The organism is Bordetella genomosp. 4 (genome assembly GCF_002261185.1).
Classification (GTDB): Bacteria; Pseudomonadota; Gammaproteobacteria; order Burkholderiales; family Burkholderiaceae_B; genus Bordetella_A.
This window is the reverse complement of sequence record NZ_NEVQ01000003.1, coordinates 62,032-80,407: the sequence shown is the minus strand read 5'-3', so window position 1 is coordinate 80,407 and position 18,376 is coordinate 62,032. Positions and strand designations below refer to the sequence as shown.

At 56.5% G+C, this 18,376-nt stretch carries 24 protein-coding genes; 11 read left to right on the top strand and 13 right to left on the bottom strand.

The genetic code is table 11. The features are described 5' to 3' along the window. Window positions 1-70: 70 nt before the first annotated feature. From CAL20_RS02835 to CAL20_RS02805, 8 genes are read right to left on the bottom strand one after another with little or no spacing between them, the layout of a single operon-like run. Window positions 71-736 carry a hypothetical protein gene (locus CAL20_RS02835; RefSeq protein WP_094837137.1) on the bottom strand — a complete coding sequence of 222 codons (666 nt, stop codon included), beginning with the start codon at window positions 734-736 and terminating at the stop codon, window positions 71-73. After that, on the bottom strand, window positions 736-1,158 hold the full coding sequence (locus tag CAL20_RS02830; protein WP_256981329.1) for a putative PDDEXK endonuclease: 423 nt from the start codon (window positions 1,156-1,158) through the stop codon (window positions 736-738). The genes CAL20_RS02835 and CAL20_RS02830 overlap by 1 nt, the downstream gene beginning before the upstream one ends. Next, window positions 1,155-1,910 carry a replication protein P gene (locus CAL20_RS02825; RefSeq protein WP_143277041.1) on the bottom strand — a complete coding sequence of 252 codons (756 nt, stop codon included), beginning with the start codon at window positions 1,908-1,910 and terminating at the stop codon, window positions 1,155-1,157. The genes CAL20_RS02830 and CAL20_RS02825 overlap by 4 nt, the downstream gene beginning before the upstream one ends. Next, window positions 1,882-2,733, bottom strand: a complete 852-nt coding sequence (locus tag CAL20_RS02820) for a helix-turn-helix domain-containing protein (protein ID WP_094837135.1) — start codon at window positions 2,731-2,733, stop codon at window positions 1,882-1,884. The genes CAL20_RS02825 and CAL20_RS02820 overlap by 29 nt, the downstream gene beginning before the upstream one ends. Continuing rightward, window positions 2,730-3,224, bottom strand: coding sequence for a nuclease domain-containing protein (locus tag CAL20_RS02815; RefSeq protein ID WP_094837134.1), 495 nt, complete (start codon window positions 3,222-3,224; stop codon window positions 2,730-2,732). Before CAL20_RS02815 ends, CAL20_RS02820 begins: the two co-directional genes overlap by 4 nt. Beyond that, complete coding sequence (locus CAL20_RS02810) at window positions 3,221-3,517, bottom strand: hypothetical protein (RefSeq protein ID WP_094837133.1); 297 nt, start codon at window positions 3,515-3,517, stop codon at window positions 3,221-3,223. Before CAL20_RS02810 ends, CAL20_RS02815 begins: the two co-directional genes overlap by 4 nt. Beyond that, window positions 3,510-3,815, bottom strand: coding sequence for a hypothetical protein (locus tag CAL20_RS25440; RefSeq protein ID WP_143277040.1), 306 nt, complete (start codon window positions 3,813-3,815; stop codon window positions 3,510-3,512). Before CAL20_RS25440 ends, CAL20_RS02810 begins: the two co-directional genes overlap by 8 nt. Continuing rightward, entirely contained in the window at window positions 3,809-4,324 is a 516-nt protein-coding gene (locus CAL20_RS02805; RefSeq protein WP_094837132.1) for a phage regulatory CII family protein, read from the bottom strand. The genes CAL20_RS25440 and CAL20_RS02805 overlap by 7 nt, the downstream gene beginning before the upstream one ends. 347 nt (window positions 4,325-4,671) lie before the next feature. Here CAL20_RS02805 and CAL20_RS02800 point away from each other — a divergent pair, with 347 nt between their 5' ends. Beyond that, window positions 4,672-5,049, top strand: coding sequence for a hypothetical protein (locus CAL20_RS02800; RefSeq protein ID WP_094837131.1), 378 nt, complete (start codon window positions 4,672-4,674; stop codon window positions 5,047-5,049). A gap of 447 nt (window positions 5,050-5,496) precedes the next feature. Next, a complete protein-coding gene (locus tag CAL20_RS25745; RefSeq protein WP_256981328.1) occupies window positions 5,497-6,546 on the top strand; it encodes a S24 family peptidase in 1,050 nt (349 codons plus the stop codon). 490 nt (window positions 6,547-7,036) lie between these two features. Here CAL20_RS25745 and CAL20_RS02785 read toward each other — a convergent pair whose 3' ends face one another. The 3 genes from CAL20_RS02785 to CAL20_RS02775 all read right to left on the bottom strand — a co-directional run bounded on the left by CAL20_RS02785 (window position 7,037) and on the right by CAL20_RS02775 (window position 9,574). Then, window positions 7,037-7,621, bottom strand: coding sequence for a Panacea domain-containing protein (locus CAL20_RS02785; RefSeq protein WP_094837130.1), 585 nt, complete (start codon window positions 7,619-7,621; stop codon window positions 7,037-7,039). Window positions 7,622-7,985: 364 nt separating this feature from the next. Continuing rightward, entirely contained in the window at window positions 7,986-8,393 is a 408-nt protein-coding gene (gene bamE / locus CAL20_RS02780; RefSeq protein WP_094837129.1) for an outer membrane protein assembly factor BamE domain-containing protein, read from the bottom strand. A gap of 836 nt (window positions 8,394-9,229) precedes the next feature. Beyond that, window positions 9,230-9,574: a hypothetical protein gene (locus CAL20_RS02775; protein ID WP_094837128.1), complete on the bottom strand. Its 345-nt coding sequence runs from the start codon at window positions 9,572-9,574 to the stop codon at window positions 9,230-9,232. Between the two features lie 123 nt (window positions 9,575-9,697). Between CAL20_RS02775 and CAL20_RS25740 the strand changes: the two genes are divergently transcribed. The 4 genes from CAL20_RS25740 (at window position 9,698) to CAL20_RS02755 (ending at window position 11,982) form a co-directional block, all read left to right on the top strand. Then, entirely contained in the window at window positions 9,698-9,826 is a 129-nt protein-coding gene (locus tag CAL20_RS25740; RefSeq protein ID WP_256981327.1) for a hypothetical protein, read from the top strand. Then, entirely contained in the window at window positions 9,823-10,050 is a 228-nt protein-coding gene (locus CAL20_RS02770) for a hypothetical protein (RefSeq protein ID WP_094837127.1), read from the top strand. The genes CAL20_RS25740 and CAL20_RS02770 overlap by 4 nt, the downstream gene beginning before the upstream one ends. A 277-nt stretch (window positions 10,051-10,327) precedes the next feature. Continuing rightward, on the top strand, window positions 10,328-11,023 hold the full coding sequence (locus tag CAL20_RS02760; protein WP_094837125.1) for a hypothetical protein: 696 nt from the start codon (window positions 10,328-10,330) through the stop codon (window positions 11,021-11,023). Then, entirely contained in the window at window positions 11,020-11,982 is a 963-nt protein-coding gene (locus CAL20_RS02755; RefSeq protein ID WP_094837124.1) for a ParB/RepB/Spo0J family partition protein, read from the top strand. The genes CAL20_RS02760 and CAL20_RS02755 overlap by 4 nt, the downstream gene beginning before the upstream one ends. An 89-nt stretch (window positions 11,983-12,071) precedes the next feature. Here the strand turns inward: CAL20_RS02755 and CAL20_RS02750 are convergent, their stop codons facing one another. Further along, complete coding sequence (locus CAL20_RS02750) at window positions 12,072-13,025, bottom strand: hypothetical protein (RefSeq protein ID WP_094837123.1); 954 nt, start codon at window positions 13,023-13,025, stop codon at window positions 12,072-12,074. Window positions 13,026-13,079: 54 nt separating this feature from the next. Here CAL20_RS02750 and CAL20_RS02745 point away from each other — a divergent pair, with 54 nt between their 5' ends. From CAL20_RS02745 to CAL20_RS02730, 3 genes are all read left to right on the top strand, one after another. Next, window positions 13,080-13,994 (top strand): dATP/dGTP pyrophosphohydrolase domain-containing protein, encoded by a 915-nt coding sequence (locus CAL20_RS02745; protein WP_218830692.1) that lies wholly within the window; start codon window positions 13,080-13,082, stop codon window positions 13,992-13,994. A gap of 581 nt (window positions 13,995-14,575) precedes the next feature. Further along, complete coding sequence (locus CAL20_RS25835; protein ID WP_094837121.1) at window positions 14,576-14,869, top strand: DUF4224 domain-containing protein; 294 nt, start codon at window positions 14,576-14,578, stop codon at window positions 14,867-14,869. A gap of 154 nt (window positions 14,870-15,023) precedes the next feature. After that, window positions 15,024-15,923, top strand: a complete 900-nt coding sequence (locus tag CAL20_RS02730) for a site-specific integrase (RefSeq protein WP_256981326.1) — start codon at window positions 15,024-15,026, stop codon at window positions 15,921-15,923. Between the two features lie 242 nt (window positions 15,924-16,165). Here CAL20_RS02730 and CAL20_RS02725 read toward each other — a convergent pair whose 3' ends face one another. Beyond that, entirely contained in the window at window positions 16,166-16,495 is a 330-nt protein-coding gene (locus CAL20_RS02725; protein WP_094823805.1) for a hypothetical protein, read from the bottom strand. A gap of 290 nt (window positions 16,496-16,785) precedes the next feature. On the opposite strand from CAL20_RS02725, the gene CAL20_RS02720 reads away from it, so the two are divergent. Together CAL20_RS02720 and CAL20_RS02715 are read left to right on the top strand one after the other, a co-directional pair. Continuing rightward, window positions 16,786-17,661, top strand: a complete 876-nt coding sequence (locus CAL20_RS02720) for an ABC transporter permease subunit (RefSeq protein WP_094823806.1) — start codon at window positions 16,786-16,788, stop codon at window positions 17,659-17,661. A 3-nt stretch (window positions 17,662-17,664) separates the two neighbouring features. Continuing rightward, window positions 17,665-18,372 (top strand): ABC transporter ATP-binding protein, encoded by a 708-nt coding sequence (locus CAL20_RS02715; protein WP_094823807.1) that lies wholly within the window; start codon window positions 17,665-17,667, stop codon window positions 18,370-18,372. Window positions 18,373-18,376: the final 4 nt, after the last annotated feature.

Genomic DNA, 18,376 nt, shown 5'->3' with positions numbered 1-18,376 from the left:
TCTGTAGACGGACTAATACACCTTATCCGTTAAGGACGGATATTGCAGGAAAAAACTGCAACCGTCAACATCATTTATTTGATTCGTTGGTTTCGCCCACCAAGCCGCCATTCTGAAGCCGCCTGGTGATTGCTGCGTATGCCTCCTGATGCAGTCCAAGCTTCGAGTCCTCTTCGCTCTTCCCTTGACTTCCAAACAGCCAGCGCTTGATCTTCAGGCTGTGAGCCGTCACCGTGCGCTCGCAAACATCAAACCGCTCTGCTATCTCAGCCAGCGTCACCTTTGCCCCAAGCAAGCGCTGTATCAACGCCGAACGGACGCGCCCATTAGACACACAACCGGACAACGCAGCGCCAGCAGCCAAGGTGGTCAACTGGCTCATTGCTGCCTCCCACTCGGCGTTAGGTTTCCATCCAGAGCAGCAGCTAACCTTGCAACTGCACGGGACTTGCCACGGCCCGACCGAAGCGATCAACACAGCTTTGTGGATAGGCAACAGTTGGTCAAGCTCCGCTCGGATCATTCCTGCTTGTCCAGCACCGTCCGTTCCGAAAAGGCCCTTCCCTTCATGGGAAGATCGGCCTGCCATGGCCCGATTCATTAGGGGCCGGTCATATTGCTGCATTGAATAATTCAACGCAAAGGTCAGCGCAGCGTGTGCGCTACGAAAGAGGGGCTCTGCTTCTTGCTTTGCTGCCGCAACACTCGGCACGCGAGAGATAGTCGTGGTATTCATCAGATAATGTCCGGGCTGTAGGTAGTGTTGAGCGGGAGCATTTCCCGCATCCATTGCATTGCGGCATCCCAGTCGAGAGTGACGGTGTGACGCCCCCGCACCGGCCAATGCCGAGAATTAACGTGATAAGCATCCAGCATCACGGACTCGCCTCGCGCTCCCGTTTGCCGGTAGATGAGGACGGGTATCCCTTGATCGCCCGCCTGCGCTTGTGCCTGTCTCCACCACGCGGGCAGGCAAAGCGTGTTGGCATGCTTGCATTCGACAGATATGAGGGCGAAAGCGGCGTCATCTGCGACGACATCACTGTCACCCAGCGCATTGCGAACACGTCTGCGCCAGATAGTGCCGGTCGATTCGGTAAGCAAGTTGGCAACTTTGCGTTCGAATGCTGCCCCTTTGTTCCGCTGCATCGCGCTCATACCTGCGCCCCCTGGCTTTGCATGGCATCGACGGCAGCTTGCGCAAGCTTCACCACTGCGGGCGAGTACCGCCGACCACCTTTGCGCGCCTGCTCAGCCAACACTCGCCGCGCTCCTCGGATTGGATCGCGAGCGCAATCAGGCCTCACTGCTCGACTGCTGATTTCCTTGATCGCCTCCGCAGCCTTGGCGTTCGCCCGCTCATCGACCGCAGGAGGCGGCAACGCCTTCGCCGGTGCCGGGATCGGTTCCCACGAGGATCGCGCCAGCTCTTCCGACAATGCTCGCTCCCAACGTGTCTGCATCACTGCATATCCGCAGTTGAGCAAGTCGTGGCGCCCGACCCGAACCGCTGCCCAGTACACCGCCGGATGGCTCCAGCTGCCGACCTCGCCACGCTGGCGTGCCGTCATGCCCGCAACGGCATCGTGAAACGCGTTCTCCGGGATCAGGCCAGGCCGACATGCCTTGATGAACTCGCTGACAGACGGGGGCCAGTCGTACATACGACGGCAAGCACGCAAGCCTTCGGCAACCTCGTGAGGCGTCAAGCCCTCTTCGTCGAATGCTTCGGCCCATGCCCCCTTCCAGTTCTCGATGCTCTGCATGTCGGGGAAATCCTTAAGCCACCGCCCCCCGTACGTGCCCGAAAGCCTGTTCCACAGATGATCGATCAGGGAAATGCCCTCAAGCTTCGCCAGCGGTACAGACCAGCCAGCCTGCTTAGATGTCGATTGTGCGACCGTCGTCATGGCCGTTGCCTCCGTGGTTGCGATTGCGATTGACGTACTGCGTTGGGTTGAACTTGCCCGGCTGGCTTGCGCCACCAACGAGGCCCGCCCCCTTCGGAGCAAACAGGCCTTGCCAGCTCTTGCCGATGGCGTTCTCGATCACATCCGTCGGTGTGTGCCCTTGGAGTCGGTATGCAGCCAGGTCCTTCAGCTGCTGCTTTGCGGCCTCTTCGGTCAACGGCTTGCGGAGTTCCACACGGTGACGTACCCAACGCCCCCACAGGTCTGCATCCAGCCAGTCCGGCAATTCCAAGCTCATCGGGTCGAACCCATGAGGCGAACGCTTACGTGCGCCTTTGACGGTTCTTGATGGTTCTGATGGTTCTATGACGGTTATATGCGGGTGCAACCCGTTGCACCCTTTTATGTCGTCATTTGCACCCTTTGCGTCATCAGTTGCACCCTTTATGTCGTGGATTGCACCCTTTTCCGCTGAATTAATGGGTGCAGAATTTGCACCGTTTTCTTGATCTGAGTCGGCTGGGGCGAGGGATGCAAAATCTGCACCCTTTATCCAAGCCTCGGAAATACGGTATTCACGACGCTGATTGCGCCCTCCATTCCCAGAATTGACCAAGATCAACCAGCCAGCCTTTTCCATGGCACGCAGCTGATACTGCACAGCACGCACGGACTGCCTAGTCTTATCCGACAGAGACGCAATAGAGGGGTATATCCCCGTCCCTACATCATTCGAATGGTCAGCGAGTGCCAGCGCAAGCAACATCTCGCCGCCCCCGTTGGGATAGCGCTTAAACACCATCGTCATGACTTCAACGCTCATGCCGACTCTCCATACAAAGATTGATACCCGCTCTCAGCTTGCTCAGGCCATTTGCCCAAAGCGATGATCCGCAGCCGCGTCAGACGCAGAGCAGGCACGAAATAACTCAACTTGATTTCCCGGGAAGCCGGGGATTGGTCTATGAACCAGTGACAGCCACCACAGCCGAACGCGATAGCCCAGTCATGCGCCTTGATGCCCTTGCCCTTGCCGTCACGCGTACGGTTCGAATGGCAAGCCACGGTGGTATCTGTTCCACCCCAGCAGTACACAGGCACGCGCAGCAAGCACTCTTCGCCGTTAGCAAGAGCCAGCAGCTCGGGATTGCGATAAACGGTCTTGGTCGCCCTCTTCCCTTTCCTACGTGCCTTCATCGCGGCACGAGGCGGCTTAACAGCCGTAGCGCGCATCATCGGGGCCTTGGTTGTCAGCGGCTTGCCGCGTTTGAGCGGCGTGCGCTGCTTCAGTCCGGTTTTGCGGGTCAACGTCATGGCTTGGCCTTTGCCGTCTGCGCACGTCGCCATACTGGCGAACTCAACCGGCGAGGATGACGCGTCAGCATTCCTGCCCGGGCGTAATCGACCAACAGGGAATCCACTGCAAGGCGCGCAGCCATTTCACGTGTGGTGCTGAACCAGGGGTCAACCGCAATAAGCTTGGGCTTGATCACAGAGACCAGAGCGTCAACGTCAACGGTACGCTCAGTGTCGAGGATCATCTGACGAACCTGAGTGATGACCTCCAGAGGAACGCGGTAGCCACGGAATACATGCAAGCTAGGCATACGTACCGCTCCACTTGAGAAACGGCTTACGAATGCGCTCATGGAACAGTGCTGCCGCCTGAGCGTTATGGCCCAGCTCGCTCCGGCTCGAAATGCCGCAAGCACGACGTATGTAGTCGGCTGCGTACTCACTCGTTGCTACACCATGAGGGACGGCGCCAGCGCGGGCAATGACCCACTCTTGAAAGCGCTTGTTCGCGCACAGCTGGCCCGCCACTCGCGCCAGCACCGCCCCCTTGCCCACCCCAGGCGCTACACGCGCTCTTACGGGGCTACCTGAACTCGAACGACTCAGCATTGCACCCTCGACACATTGCGGGCACCACGGAATGCCAAAACAGCCAAGTCCATAAACAACGTGTAAAGAGCGCTACGTTCGTCAGCGTCAATCTGGCCGTCTGCCATCGCGCTCAGCGTCGAAGCATTCAAGCTCCCAACGGTCATGCCTACCTTGAGAACCTTTTCGTGAATGGCCTTGAGCTCATCGGCCCAGCCGCCCTCAGGAGGTGCAGGCACATCCAAGCAGGTAAGGCCGTGTTCGACCATCGCGTAGGTTTGCGCCCAACGATGTGCCACTTCTGCGCCACCAGCTTTTTGCGACAGCCACTCCGTCAATAGGTCGGCCATTTCGAACGTCATCGCCTCGCCTTCCTGGCCGTTGAGCTTGGCGCGCAGAGATTCGTAATGAATGGACTTGCCACGGCGTTCACTCAGAAACCGTGCTGCGTCCTTCACGCCCCCAGGCGCATTGCGGACATCGTTGTAAAGGACATCAAGCCAGTGATGAGAATGCAGGCGGATGGTCATAGGCTTACCTTGGAAACTGCGGATATCAGGGTTTCGGGTACACGGCGCTGTCTTTAAGATGAGCAACATGCAAACGAATCAGGAAATGTCTGTTGGTCCGATTTGGATCGCGTTGGATGGCGGCGGCGTTGTTGTGTCGCCAGGGATATGCGCGTCTATGACCCAACCCACCGGAAAGATGTCTGTCGGGTCCACTTGGAACCAGCGGCAGATTTCTGCAACTGAGATAGGGTGTGACGTGATCAGCTGGCAGGAATCAGGCATGCGCCACCTCCAGAGAATTGAAAATCGACCCCATCCGGATATGATCGAGAGTCCTAACCCAAAGACAGAGACAAGGACTACTCGTGGAGCCGGACAAAATATTGTTTTTCGGGATCACATTGAAGGACGCAGTGTTGATGCTCGTCCCCTTGGGGATCGGGATCATGGCTCCCAGGCTTGCCCGCGTCGCCAAATGCGGAGCATCAAAATTGGCACGGCTTTTAGGGAGGAGATGGGAGTACTTCATGTCACTACTCCTCCTGGCAATTGCGGGATATATCTGCGGCCGCTATATCAGCGACACGAGACCGGCCACCACCTTCGCCATCTTTGCCGTCTTCGTGGGACTGAGCGTCTACGCTGCCGCTATCTTTTTGATGGTCTCGGCAATTCGAAAACAACGAGGCGAGAGTCAGGGCCAAGAACTGCAAAAGAAACACAAACAGAATTCCGACGAATGAGTCAGCTGGACTATCTCCAGTCGTGTGACGCCAAACAAGAACGGCAACAACGCCAGCACCTAAAACCAACAGGTAAAGCGGCCATTTCATGACTCCGCCTCCAGAGAGTTCTGTAAACGTGTCTGCTTATCCCCAGCCAATTCCGGCCATACCCTCATCCAGTCCTGGCGCAGGTCTTGGCGACGGATGGCGCCACAAGTGGCTAGTTCGAGACCGACACAGTTTTCAGGGGATGGAACCCGCCCCTCGTGGCGAGTCCGCCACTGTCGAATTTGTGCGTCGCTTTTTACGGGGTATCCAAGAGCGATCATCCGCGTACGCAGTTGCGACACGGTCATGGCTCCGGGAGAAGATAGGTATGTGTTCACGTCCATGGCGACATGGTAGTAGCAATTGCTACGTATATCAAGTAGCAATTGCACCCGTAGCGTATGCTACTTTTCTGGCATGAACGAGGTGCAACTGAACGAGTTCCGCATTTCCCGCTTAGCGGCTGCTGTGGACCGGATTTCTCACGGAAACAAAACCGACTTTGGTCGCCGCCTTGGCTACAAAGACGGGGCTTTTGTTCGCCAAATGGTTTCTGGCGGACGGCCAATTTCCGAGAAGACGGTAAGGGCAGTAGAAGCAATGCCGGGAATGAAAGGCTGGTTTGACCCGGACGGGAGCAAAGCTGCCATCACTCAAACAATAGAGTCCTGGCCCTTCCCCGCCATCCCTGAGAAGGACGTGCGCGACCTCTCCCCCGACAAGCTGAACGCCCTACAAGGCGCAATGGCCCTGGCGATTGCTCAACTAAAGCTGGGCATCAAGGTTGCGCCCCCGACTCAACCAGCTCCGCCTAGCCATGGTGGCCTAGCCGATCTCGATTCCGCTGCTGACGAGTTCCCAATGAGAATCGATGGCCTCCCACCGGCACCATGGGAGCCAGGAGGCGTCACTACCAAGCAAATGGAGCGCGAGCAGCCCCTGCGGATAAGTCGCGCTCCAGATGTGGGACGCGTCGTGGATTCAGGGTACTCAGCGAATGACCATGAGTTCCTGCCCGTCCCGGAGCTGGATGTCCGGCTCGCCGCCGGTAGCCTTGGCATTGAGAACTACCACGAGACGCAAATCGGGGAAATTCTGCTGCGCCGTTCGTTCTTAGAGTCTTTCGGCTTGCCAATTGACCGCATGACAATCGTCTACGCAGACGGGGACAGCATGGTGCCGATCATCAGGCACCGCAGCCCCATGCTTTTCTATCAGGAAGAAATCACCGACCCGCGCCAGATCGACCCGCGTATCGTCTACGCCATCAACCACGGCGGAAAGATGATCGTGAAATGCATCAAGCGCGAGCGAGATGGCAGATGGCTCGCTAAGTCGATAAACCTCGACTACAAGCCCTTCCCGCTACAGAAAGAAGACGGGCGCGAAGTGCGCATCATTGGAAGAATTCTTTGGTCACCCTATGACCTTAGAAATGGAGTGGATGAAAGGCTGCTATCGAAGTAGGCCACTCCTGCACGATAGGCAAAAGGCCACCGAATGGTGGCCTTTAACTATAGTCCGGCAAGCGTATCAGCAATCCATCGGGCTTGTCGTCCACTTATATCGTCAGATTGCCTTAAGCATTCAAGTGCGGAGCGCAGTTGCCGTGTTTCAAGGGACACTTCGACAATCGTCGTTCGTTTCTGCTGAATAAGTAGATTCAAGTCTCGATCTTCCATCGTCCGGAGACTGCTGAAATCTATCCAGGTGGGCTTCTGCAGAGGCCCACCCAGAACACCGAGGTAGAAACCAGCGCGAGGAGGTCCCAGACAACATGCGGGATGCTCGGTCAAGCCATTGGGCTTCGATGTCAGGACTGCTGTGAGAAAATCGGTTTGATCGCCACTTAGCGCGAGTATCGCAAAATACTTGGGTTTGCAACTTTGCGTTACGGCATCCAGGTAATAGCATTCATCTCGCCAGATTTGACCTGGCGCGTATCTCGGCTTATTCATCAGTGGACGCTAACGCTTCTCGCGCCTGCTAGGGCATGCTCGTACATCCGCTGCTCAGCGGCAATCTGCAAAAGAGCGTCACGATGCTCGTCATCCTCACGGATGGAGAGTTCGTAAGGGATCGTGTGGAAGGCACCCTGGCCTTTCTGCCAAACTCGGTCCCACGCTTCGTTTTGCTCGTGCGTTACGTCAATCATTTTCTCGGACAGCGCTCCGCCAAAACGAGCGCAGAGCTCTTCCATGATTCGAAGTTGACGAGGCGTAAAGTCTTCATCATCAAACTCAACACCATCATTGACCTTGACCTCATAACGGCAATAGTCAATCACCCGCACCGCCTCGATATGAAGAGCTTCCGCCATATCCGGTTTTGGCTGCTCCCATTCTTCCATAAGAGCCACCGGCACAGGGCCAAACTTCCATGCTTGATACTCGAAGCCCGTGACACTCTTGCCCGTTTGTCTGAAATGTTCAAAGTCGAGCAGATACAGCAGCTTAAAGATCTTAATCTTGCCGGAAGACTTCGTATTACGCGCGAAATACACAATCGCGTTAATAAGACGGTTTCTGCTGAACTTATCCATTTCCTTTCTGAGCCTCCCTACGCCAAATCATTTCGTACAGGCGGCACACCATCGGTTCGGTGAGCGTGAGGTCTTGCGACGGCAATCTGGCCTAATCGGCTACCACATTCGGGATCTTTCTGCAACTTTACTGATTATTCGATCAGTAAGGCGTACGAATTATAGACATAAAGTTCGCTTAAAGGTTCACATTGTGTTCGTCAAGCGATTACGTTGTGTTTTTCACAAATCTAACAATTTACGAACTGCCGCTAGTGTCTAATTTATCTGAGTACCAAATTACCGAGTTCGGTTCCGTAACTTCGTCTTAATTAAATTTGACAGGAGCTTCGGAAGCTCCCTCGCTGAAACCTACTTTCTCTCGTCAGGGAGCCTTTCGGGGCTGATCTGTAACAGATTCGACCTGGCCTGCGGATAGGCCATAGCCTGTGCCGTACGCGCTCTCTGTGCTGCTGTGCCCAAGGAGTTTGCCGTCAGAGTCAAAATTCAACGTCACCTGATTCGACCGGGAATCAGCGCCCCCGACAAACGCGCCAACGATAGGGATAAAGCTGGCGGCGCGTGCTTGGGCCTCTACGTGCGTGTATATCAGCATGCTCGTGCCATCCGCATTGCGCATTTGAGTCGTCGGCTGACCCAAGGCCGCAATCACCTCTTGCCTCGTCGTCTGCCCCGGTACGAATGACGATAGCTGCTCATCTTTGACCTGTACGCCGGTCGATACGCATCCGGCAATCAGTACCAATGCGCACACGCTAGCCCAAAACCTCATCTCTACCCCTTCCGTAACAAAATCATTCCGAATCGTACAACAAACATCGGAGTTCGCTTGTTACAAAAAAAGCGTAGCATTTGCTATTGATGATATGCGTAGCTATTGCTACTATTTGTTCCGCAGCAGCACAAACCGCTCTTTAACAACCAGCCAAGCGATAGAACAGGCCGATGGCGCACAAGCGTCTCTAGGCACCGGGCGCAACCCTCTACCCCGGAAGCGAAGTTTGCTCAAGACCAGAGGATTTCAACGACCCAGGGGCGGCAAGCACTACGGCTGCACCCTGCGGCGATTGATGAGCAGTGCAAGTCCTGGAGCCGTGATGAACGGGTGTTGTCAGGCATGCACGGCTCCGAACCACTGAAAAGTGGGTTTCGGCCAGCGTCGCGTGTCGATGTTCACTGAAACAATTATGTGAAGCACATGAAAGAAGTCTGCCTGAAGTGCTACTTAGACCTCTTCCCCAGTGACGGAAGACCGCCGGGATACACGGGGGTCCACTTTGACTCCTGTGCCTTTTCGCGATGTCTTTCCCAAACACTCTTGTTGTTAGTAGCTTTGGCAGGTCGCTTCTTTGTCGATGCACCTTTCTTCTGAAGAAATTCTCGGCGTTGCTGGCCCCATTCGGCAATGCGATTTGCCGCAAACGCCGAATCCCTGCTGATCCGGAAAACCTTCGCTACTGCATCAGCATTACCCCGCTGAGCCTCCACCCAAAGAACACGAAATTCCGCTAACGTAGACATACCGTGAGTCTTTAATACTGCCCAGAATTCATCCATCTAGACACCTCGTAGAATCAGGCTACGTTGATCATTGATCCGGCGCCCCACTCACTTCTTGCATAGATAGTTGAACAAATCGCTTTTGCTCGAACCAGGGACTAGATCAAACCACTTGGTGGAATTATTGTTGATGTCGCGGACCGACGTCTCGCTTTCTCCCAAGACCCGCATTTTCTTGGTTTTGCAGTTGGTCTCGGTGCGAGTAAAGACAACACTATCAACACCGTCGCGCCTCGACACCGCGGTGATGATCCCGCCCTTCGTTGACCGCTCCAAAAGATAGTACTTCCCTTTGTCTCCCTGCATGCTCCGAGGAATCCTGACTTCAGCTGCATGGGACGACTGGACAACTGCCACCAACGCTACGGCAACACCTACCAATACGGTTCTCATTTATCACTCTCTTAATTGAGTTGGCACCAACTAGGACGAAGGACCACAGGCCTTTATAGCATTTTGTTACTAGCTTAAAGCGCTCAATCTACACCCTCCCTCGCGCACCCCGCGCCGTTTCCCATGACCTTATCCATCCCCGCTATCTGCTGGGGACTGGCCCTGCTCGCCCTCGTGCTGCTGGTCCTGGCTCCCCTCGGAGACTACTTCACCCGCCGCCACGCGGCGAATGATCCTTGGAAACCGATATGAAAACACTCACCGCTATCGCGCCCCCGTACGCGAATCGAAAGCGAATCTCGCCCGCCAAGGTAGTAGATAGGCTGGTGGATTTCATCGCGCCCAAAGACCATGCAGGGCGAGGCAATTGGGACAACAACGACCGCATACCGCTCGGCGCATGGCTCGGGGCACTGCTGTTCGTCGTCCTCTATCTCGTGGTGCTGCCCTGGCTTGGACGCGGGGCAGGCTTCTGACCATGAACGGAATCGGATTCATCGTTCGGGACATGCTGGGATGGACTCCACCGATACCGCCCCCGACGCCAATCATTCATCCCGAGTTCGCCATACCGGAGCCTCCGCCCAAGGGCGCACCACTCCAAGACGAACACATCGACTACATCACCGCAATGCGCGGTGTTCTGCCTTCCCGAGTGCTCGCTGAGCAATTCGACGTGAGCATCACCATCGTCTGCAAGATTTGGAAAGGCCACCCAGGCGCAGGCAGATTCCTTCGCCCCCAAGGATCGAAATGACCCAACCGACCATCCTTATCGATCACCTTGCATTGAAAGCAGCAAGCTTAATCAAAGCCAAGAGTGATATCCGCTACTACCTCAACGGCGTTTATGTCGAGGCAACCAAAGAGCAAACGATTGTCGTCGCAACTGACGGACATCGACTGATCGCGCTGCGCTCTTCGGCCATCAATGAGATTGAGGACGATATCAACCTCATCATCCCTGAAGATGCCTTGCAACGCATCATCGACGGCTCTGTACGGAATCAGAGGGCCATCCCCGCGACCTTTCAGGAAAATGGAAAGTGGTCGATTCCGCTGTTCAAGTGGGCAGTCGAAATCAGTTTCACCCCTGTTCCGGCCAATTATCCGGTCTGGCGCAAAGTTATCCCCGATTCCGTATCAGGGGTGGCCGCTGACCTCAATCCCAAGTACTTGCAAGACTTTCAATCGGCTGCGCGTGTGTTCTTTGGACTGGGCTCTGGGCATCGATTCCCCAGCGTTGAGATCGCCCAGAACGGCGACGGCGCGGCTTTGGTGTTCCCTTACATGAAGGACGAAAGCTTCATTGGCATCGTGATGCCGTTCAAGAGCGAAAAGGCCACGCGTACGAAGCCCGCTTGGGCACAGCATGACGAAAGTAAAGCGACTTTCACGGACGACAAGCTGCCCGAACCCGTTGCGCCCACCGAGGAGGCCACAGCATGAGCAGCCATCCGACCCCGCCCGCATCGTTCCGGTCAATGATCGACAGCAAGACGATCAAGCGCGCCGATGCGATGAAAGCCCGATACAGCGACATTCGCATAAAAGCCGGTTTCAACCTTCGCGACCTTGACGACGAGTACGAAGCCGGAATTCAGGACCTGACTGCTTATATCCTGGCTGGCGGCACGCTACCTGCCTTGGAAGTCGTGCCGCTGCCCGATGGGTCTGGCGTCGAGATCGTAGATGGCCACCGCCGATACGATGCCATCGGACGTGCCATTGCCGCAGGTGCTCCGATTGAATGGGTGTCGATAGTCGGATTCAGTGGCAACGAGCTGGACCGGCAGGCGCGCATCTTCACCAGCAACAAGAACGCTCAATTGCGCCCCCTTGAAGCGGCCAAGGGCTTTAAGCGGTTCCGAGGGATGGGACTGGATAGTGATGAGATCGCGACCCTGGTCCATTGCAGCCGTACCCACGTCGAGAACTATCTGGTCCTCGCGGATGCGGAGCCGGATGTCCAAGAGTTGGTGAGGTTGGGGCAGGTTGCCGCCGAGGTTGCCATCGAAGCCGTACGCAAGATGGGGACCCAAGCTGGCGAGTTCCTTCGCGGTAAGGTCTCGCAGGCCAAAGCCGCAGGAAAAACGAAAGTCACCTCTAGCACCATCCATGGACGGGCGCTGCCGAAAAAGGTCGTCGTTCCGCTTGTGTTTCAGGTCGATGCCTTTATTAGCGGGCTAACACCCAATCAGAAAGCGGCGTTGCTCGATCGACAGGAAGGTCGCGTAGCGCCCGAATCGATCCAAGTGGACACGGACCAACTCTTAGCGCTGCTGTCAGCCCATGGAGCCGTAGAAACTGCCCGCACCCGACAGGCTGAACGCGACCGCAAACGCGCTGAAGCCAAGCAGCCCTCACCTCAACAGACGATCAACTCTCCCGAGGAGACAGAAGCATGAACACCGCCCCCCCCAAACAAGAACCGATTCACATCGAAGTGGTGCCGGACCCGGGAGGCGTCTGCGTTGGTGTATCGCAAGGGCAATTTCTACTTATGCTTCATCGCCAGTGGCAAATGCAATCCAATAAAGGTCAGGAGCGTAAACGCTTTGAGACTATTAACCTCGCTCCCGTAGTCGCTAGACTCTCCATGCATTACCTGGTGACGATTTAGGAAGCTAAACGACGTTCCCGTCATTCGTTGCGTTTCACTTCGTTCGCTACTCGACATCAAAAGCCGTGAATGAATAATGTCCAAGATTGGCTCTAGTGCCCCAAAAGCAATCATGGAGTCATCAGCATTAGACTCCAAAAATGGCGCGGCTTTAATCCTCTTGGCGCCGGCCTTTCCTACCTTTGACATAGGTGATTCACAGCCAGTAATTTCATGAAGAACCCCATCCGCTTGGGCAAGAAAAACGGGCACTGAAAGGAAGAAGCCGTCGCTGTCGGGGCTCCGATGGACGGAAACGGCGGCATTAATTGGCTTGGCACGGTGGGGATATGCAGCACACAGTTCCGCGCCATAGGCATGCACCCGAGCCCGGTAATGAGTCGCAAGGACTTCGTCTATATCGGCATCTGCGGCCGAGTTTATTTTTGCTGTAAGGTCGAATACTTCTTGGGCCGTGTCGTTCCACCCCACAAACCATCCGTGTGCAGCCGCCCGAACCATTGCCCTTCTGAACGTTTCAGGGATAGCGCTAAGAACGGCAGGCCAATCAATCGATATAAGCCACTCAATAGCTGCCTTAATTTGTGGGCCATTCGAGCGCCACCATTGCCGAGCCCCTTGTACAGCCTTAGAAAAATTATCAAGGAACTCGTTCATCTGCGGCTGGATGGAACGTAGGCCCTCAGCGATTTGAGTTAACAGTTCTGCATTTAGCTCCGCGCTCCGAAGATCCTTCATTTTGATCAACTGTACCGCTTGGGTGTCGGCGGCAAACTCAGCGCTTTGCTGCCCAGACTCTCCGTGCACAGCCTCATTGCTTCCGTTCATACCTGTCTCCCAATTAGGAGATTGATCGTACCCCACCCTAACAGGAGTGTCAGCATGACCTTCAATAAAAGCGACACAACAGCGCACTTTAACCCTGACGGCACGTATTCAGTTGGAAAGCCCGAGGCAGCTGAGCCCACAAAACGTGATTGGCGAGCTATAGACGCCGCTGTGGACGAGTACCTAGACATGTACGAACTGCGCGCCGATGAGGGCGATCACACCCCCACTGAGTTTGAGCGGCTGCTTATTGAAGATGCAATAGCTGGCCTGTGGTCTGATGAAGAATTCCTCACGTTGATTAGCGGCAAACCCCAGGCAAGCGCTGATGCATTCGATTTTTGTGCCCACCTTGACCGGCAACGAGAATGGTCTGGGCGCACATTCGGCCCCGGCTCCCGCGCCAAAGGGGTCGTCGACCACATTCGGAAGGAGCTAAGAGAAATCGAATCCGACCCCGGCGACTTACGCGAATGGGTGGACGTGATCATTCTGGCGCTTGATGGCGCATGGCGCAGCGGTGCTACGCCGCAGGAGATCATCGACGCCATTGTTGCCAAACAGACCAAGAATGAGGGCCGCGCATGGCCTGACTGGCGCACGATGGATCCGAACAAGGCAATTGAACACGACCGTACGCAAGACGCCCCCCCCAACGACGGCAAAACCCGCGTGGTCGGTGAGTATCTTACCGGCGGATGTCTGAATTGGGAGGATGGTGAGGATTCCGCAAAGGGTGCGGACGATTTGCCGGACCTGGACCGTGCAGAAGCCTGCCATTCAGCGGTCGCCGCGATCTATTTTGCGGACAGCGCGGATTACCTCAGTGCGCTTCGGTCAGTGGTGAGTTTCTTAAACCCGACACTGTATGACCTGTTGGGAAAAAATGAGCGAGCTGCATTTGAGGCGGCGAAGGCGGAAGTGAAGAGGTACAGCGCGCTGGCGGCGCAGAAACCGGGAAAAGAATGAATATGCCTGCAATCAAGAAGGCCATGCACGCGCATACCGACCTAACCGTATTCGGAGCCGTTATAGCAATTCTCGAAGGCGGATGCCTCTACGAACCTTTGTCAAACGAGGCCGCCCAACAGATCATCAAAATCTGTAAGCGGGAACAGCAGCGACATATCCGCGCTGTTGACGCCGCCCTAACCCTGCAAGAGACTGGGAAACAACAGACGCACAGCGCTTAGTTATTAACCGCCCTCCAATTTCCGACGAAATCGCCACCGTCAACGCTTCTCCACATCTCCGTATCACAATCAGAACAATGATAATTCCAACGCTTAAGCGGACTCTCACCCCTAACGTCAGCAGCAGTGCCGTGATGGAGAAGAAGGGAAGAGTGCGGTTTGGCTGCGGCAGGCTTACCGTCCAACTCCCGGCAAAGTTCGCATATTTTCATGGTAGTCACTCGAAGCTGATGTTGAGACCATCGTAGTCCATTCATTCCAGAATACCGCATGACCACAGACATCATCGAGCGCTTGCTCGACACAACTAGAAAATCTTGGATGCCCGCATAACGCGGGCATTGTTTTGGAGATCGCATGATTACCCCTCCATACCTCACCGACGAGGAAATCGCCAATATCTGCACACCACTCACGCAGCCAGCGGCTCAGATGAGGCACCTCAAGCGGCTCGGCCTGAACGCACGAGCAAAACCCAACGGTCGTCCGCTGGTAGCTCGTGCCGATTTCGACCGCGTAATGACATCAGAACAACCGGCACCTAGGCTCGTCGAGGTGCCAATATCCACACCAGCCGCCGACGTGATAGCCCTGCGGCATCATTGGCAAAACAGGAGAAACGGACATGGGGCGGCGGCGCGCGGGCGATGACCCGCTAAATCTCGCAGGCACTCGGTTAGCATGGCGACGGAATAAATTCTGGTACAGACATCGCGACGGACGATGGGAGAAGGTAGGCACTGACGTAACCGAGGCCAAGCGAAAAGCCGCTATATACAACGGCGACCGCAAAGACTATGGCACGATGGCCTATTGGCTGGATGAGTTTTTGTTGGACTGTGACGCCCGAGTGGCGTCGAAGGATTTGGCCGAACGCACTCGGAACGACTACTGGAAGAACGTTGTCGAACTCAAGGTTTTTTTCGGCCAACGGACGCCGGAGGCTGTTACGCCTGAGCTGGTGCAGCTATACCTAGACGAAGGCAAGCGAGCCCAGCGCGCCGTACGGGCCAACAGGGAGCGGGCCTGCCTTTCCGCATGCATCTCCTGGCTCATCCGAAAGGGCAAGACTACCCTCAAGGTCAACCCCTGCATGCGGGCAAGCGGCATTCAGCGTAATACGGAAAGACCCAGAGATAGATACGTCACCGACGAAGAGTACTTGACCGTCTATGACTGCGCCCCCGCCCCTGTTCGTCTGATGATGGAGCTGGTGTACCGCACGCTGCAACGCCCCGAAAGCGACATGACTGGCTGGACAGCCGCAAACGTCCGGCGGCGAGGTGAGCAAAGGGTGTTGCGGGTAACTCAGAACAAGACGGGCCAGGTCTTGGAGATCGAACTCACTGGCAGGCTTTTGGAGCTGATCGAGCAGGCCATCGGCCCTAACCCCGTGTTGCATCAACCCATCGTGCACACCGCTGACGGTAATGCCTACACCTATAGTGGCATAACGTCCATGCTCACCCGCGCCCAAGCAAAGGCTCGTAAGCGCCAGGGGATGGAGAACATGCCATCTTTTGGGTTCAGGGACTTGAAGGGCAAAGGCGCAACGGACATGTGGCTATCTGGCGAAAGGATAGAACGTATCCAAATGCTATGCGGCCACCAACAGAAAGCCACGACAGAGACATACGTCAAAGCTCGATGGCGCGAAACGGTGGCCCCGAACGCTATCGAGCCAGGCAAAAAGCATGTCGCATAAACAGTGGTTTTGGCGGACTGATCAAGGGGAAAAGGTGTGCAGAGCGGATGGAATCAATGTGACGTTTCCGTCCGCTACATCGTTACTTGGCACGGCTTTCCGGGCGATTCTGGGGTCGGATTGAAAATCCGCGTGTCGGTGGTTCGATTCCGCCCCAGGCCACCACGAATTCGATGCCCAGCCCTAAAAGCTGGGCATTTTCTTTTGTGGGCTCTACCCCATAAACGGGGGATGGGCATTCATCAGACCCGGTTAATCACACCGTTCCAACCGCACTGAGCCAAGACTCTCATGCGGTAATTCTCAAAATTTCTGAACCCAAACGCCCGGCGCGAGAGCTCTGAGACGCGCTGCCTCACAAACGATTGATACCAGCGCTCGACCGTCGCGCTGCCGATCCGGTGTGTGACCGTCAGCTTGCGTTGACTAACGCCGCCCTCGTGGGCCTCAAACACCTCCAGCCGATAGGCCTCGGTGGCCCGAAGCCGAGGGCGAATCCCAGAGAATCGATGCCGGAAATAGCGATGGCAGTCAGTGCAGTGGTACTTGGGCACACTCAGGTGCAACACCATCAACCCGCAACCCTAAACAAGTCTAATGAATGTCGATGTCCCCCGTTAATGATGTAGAGCCGGGCATGCGATGCTTCCTGGAAGGTAAGACAATCGGTCTCCGCTCACGTTTCAACGCTGATATCAGTCGCCGTTCGAAAAAATGACAAGTCCTTCAAATAATCCCGAAGGATGAACACACCCTCCGTAATTTGAATATACCTAGTAAAGAAATGCCTAATTGATCGTTTGCACCGGAAAAGGGGTTACCTAGAATGCCCCGTTCCTCAATAGTTTTTCGGGCACGATTCATGTCCCTCGGTACTGCCACCTCGCCCCCCTCTACGCGTGCTGACTCTCCGGCGCGCAGCGTCGCGCAAACCCGTCCCCTCAGCACGACGGCGCACGCCGGCCTCGTCAATCCGGCCAGCTACTTTCTGCTCTCTTGGCTGGTTCCGGCGTTGCTTGTCATAGTCTGGGAAACAGCTACCCGAGCAGGCCTCATCCGATCTCAAGTCCTCCCGCCTCCCAGCTCGGTACTGATCACCGCATGGGACCTGCTGCGTTCTGGGGAATTGTTCCGGCACCTGGGAGCCTCCCTGTTGCGCGCCATCGCAGGCTTTCTCATCGGCGGCACAGCCGGATTCGGGTTCGGCGTGCTGACAGGCTTCTCCCGCATAGCGCATGCCCTGCTGGACCGCCCCATCCAGATGATCCGCGCCATCCCTTTTCTAGCCCTGCTGCCGCTGGTCATCGTCTGGTTCGGGGTGGACGAGATAGGCAAGGTCTTCTTGGTCTCGCTGGCCGTATTTTTTCCTCTCTACGTAAACACCGTCCTCGGCATCCGCCAGATCGATCCCAAGCTTTTGGAAGTCTCCAAAGTCACGGGCCTGTCGCGGCTGGACACCGTGCGCCGCATCATCCTGCCCGGTGCCATGCCCTCAGTGCTGACCGGCGTGCGCTACTCGCTGGCCACGGCCTGGCTGGCCCTGGTCATCGCCGAAACACTGGCCACCACTTCAGGGATAGGCTTCCTGGCGATGGACGCCAGGGAATTTCTGCAGACCAACGTCATCGTGCTGACCATCATCATCTACGCCCTCATCGGCGTCGTCGCCGACGGCCTGGCTCGAATGCTGGAACGCCGGCTGTTGTCCTGGCATCCCAACTTCGCGGACAAGGGCTGAACCATGGATACCCCGATTCCCTCGGCCGAACTCGCGGTCCAAGTGCATGGCCTGCGGCGCGACTATGGCGAACGCACCGTCATCGAAGACCTCGGCCTCACCATACGCAAAGGCGAGTTTGTTGCCCTGTTGGGCGAAAGCGGCTGCGGCAAAACTACGCTGCTGCGCGCGCTGGCCGGCCTGGACGCGCCCGATGCCGGCACCATCCACGCCCGCGGCTCGGCCGCGGTGGTCTTCCAGGAGCACCGTCTGCTGCCCTGGGCCAGCGTGCTCGATAACGTCATGCTCGGGCGGCCGCCTGACTCCGTGCATCAGGCGCGAGCCGCCCTGGCCGAGGTCGGACTGTCTGGCCGCGAGAACGACTGGCCGCGCAAGCTGTCGGGCGGTCAGGCACAGCGCGTGGCGCTGGCCCGAGCCCTGGTCCGAGAGCCCGGCCTGCTGCTCCTGGACGAACCTTTCGCCGCGCTCGATGCACTGACCCGCATCAAGATGCACGTGCTGGTGAGGGAGCTGGTGGCCCGCCACCGCCCCGGCGTCCTTATCGTGACTCACGATGTCGACGAGGCTATTGCCATCGCCGACCGTATCCTCGTCATGAGCGACGGCCGCATTGCCAGCGAGCACCGCACCAGCGGCCAAGACGATTTCACACAGCTGCGCCACCGTCTGCTCACCAAGCTGGGCGTGGCCGACGATCTGATCCGCCGGTAGTCTT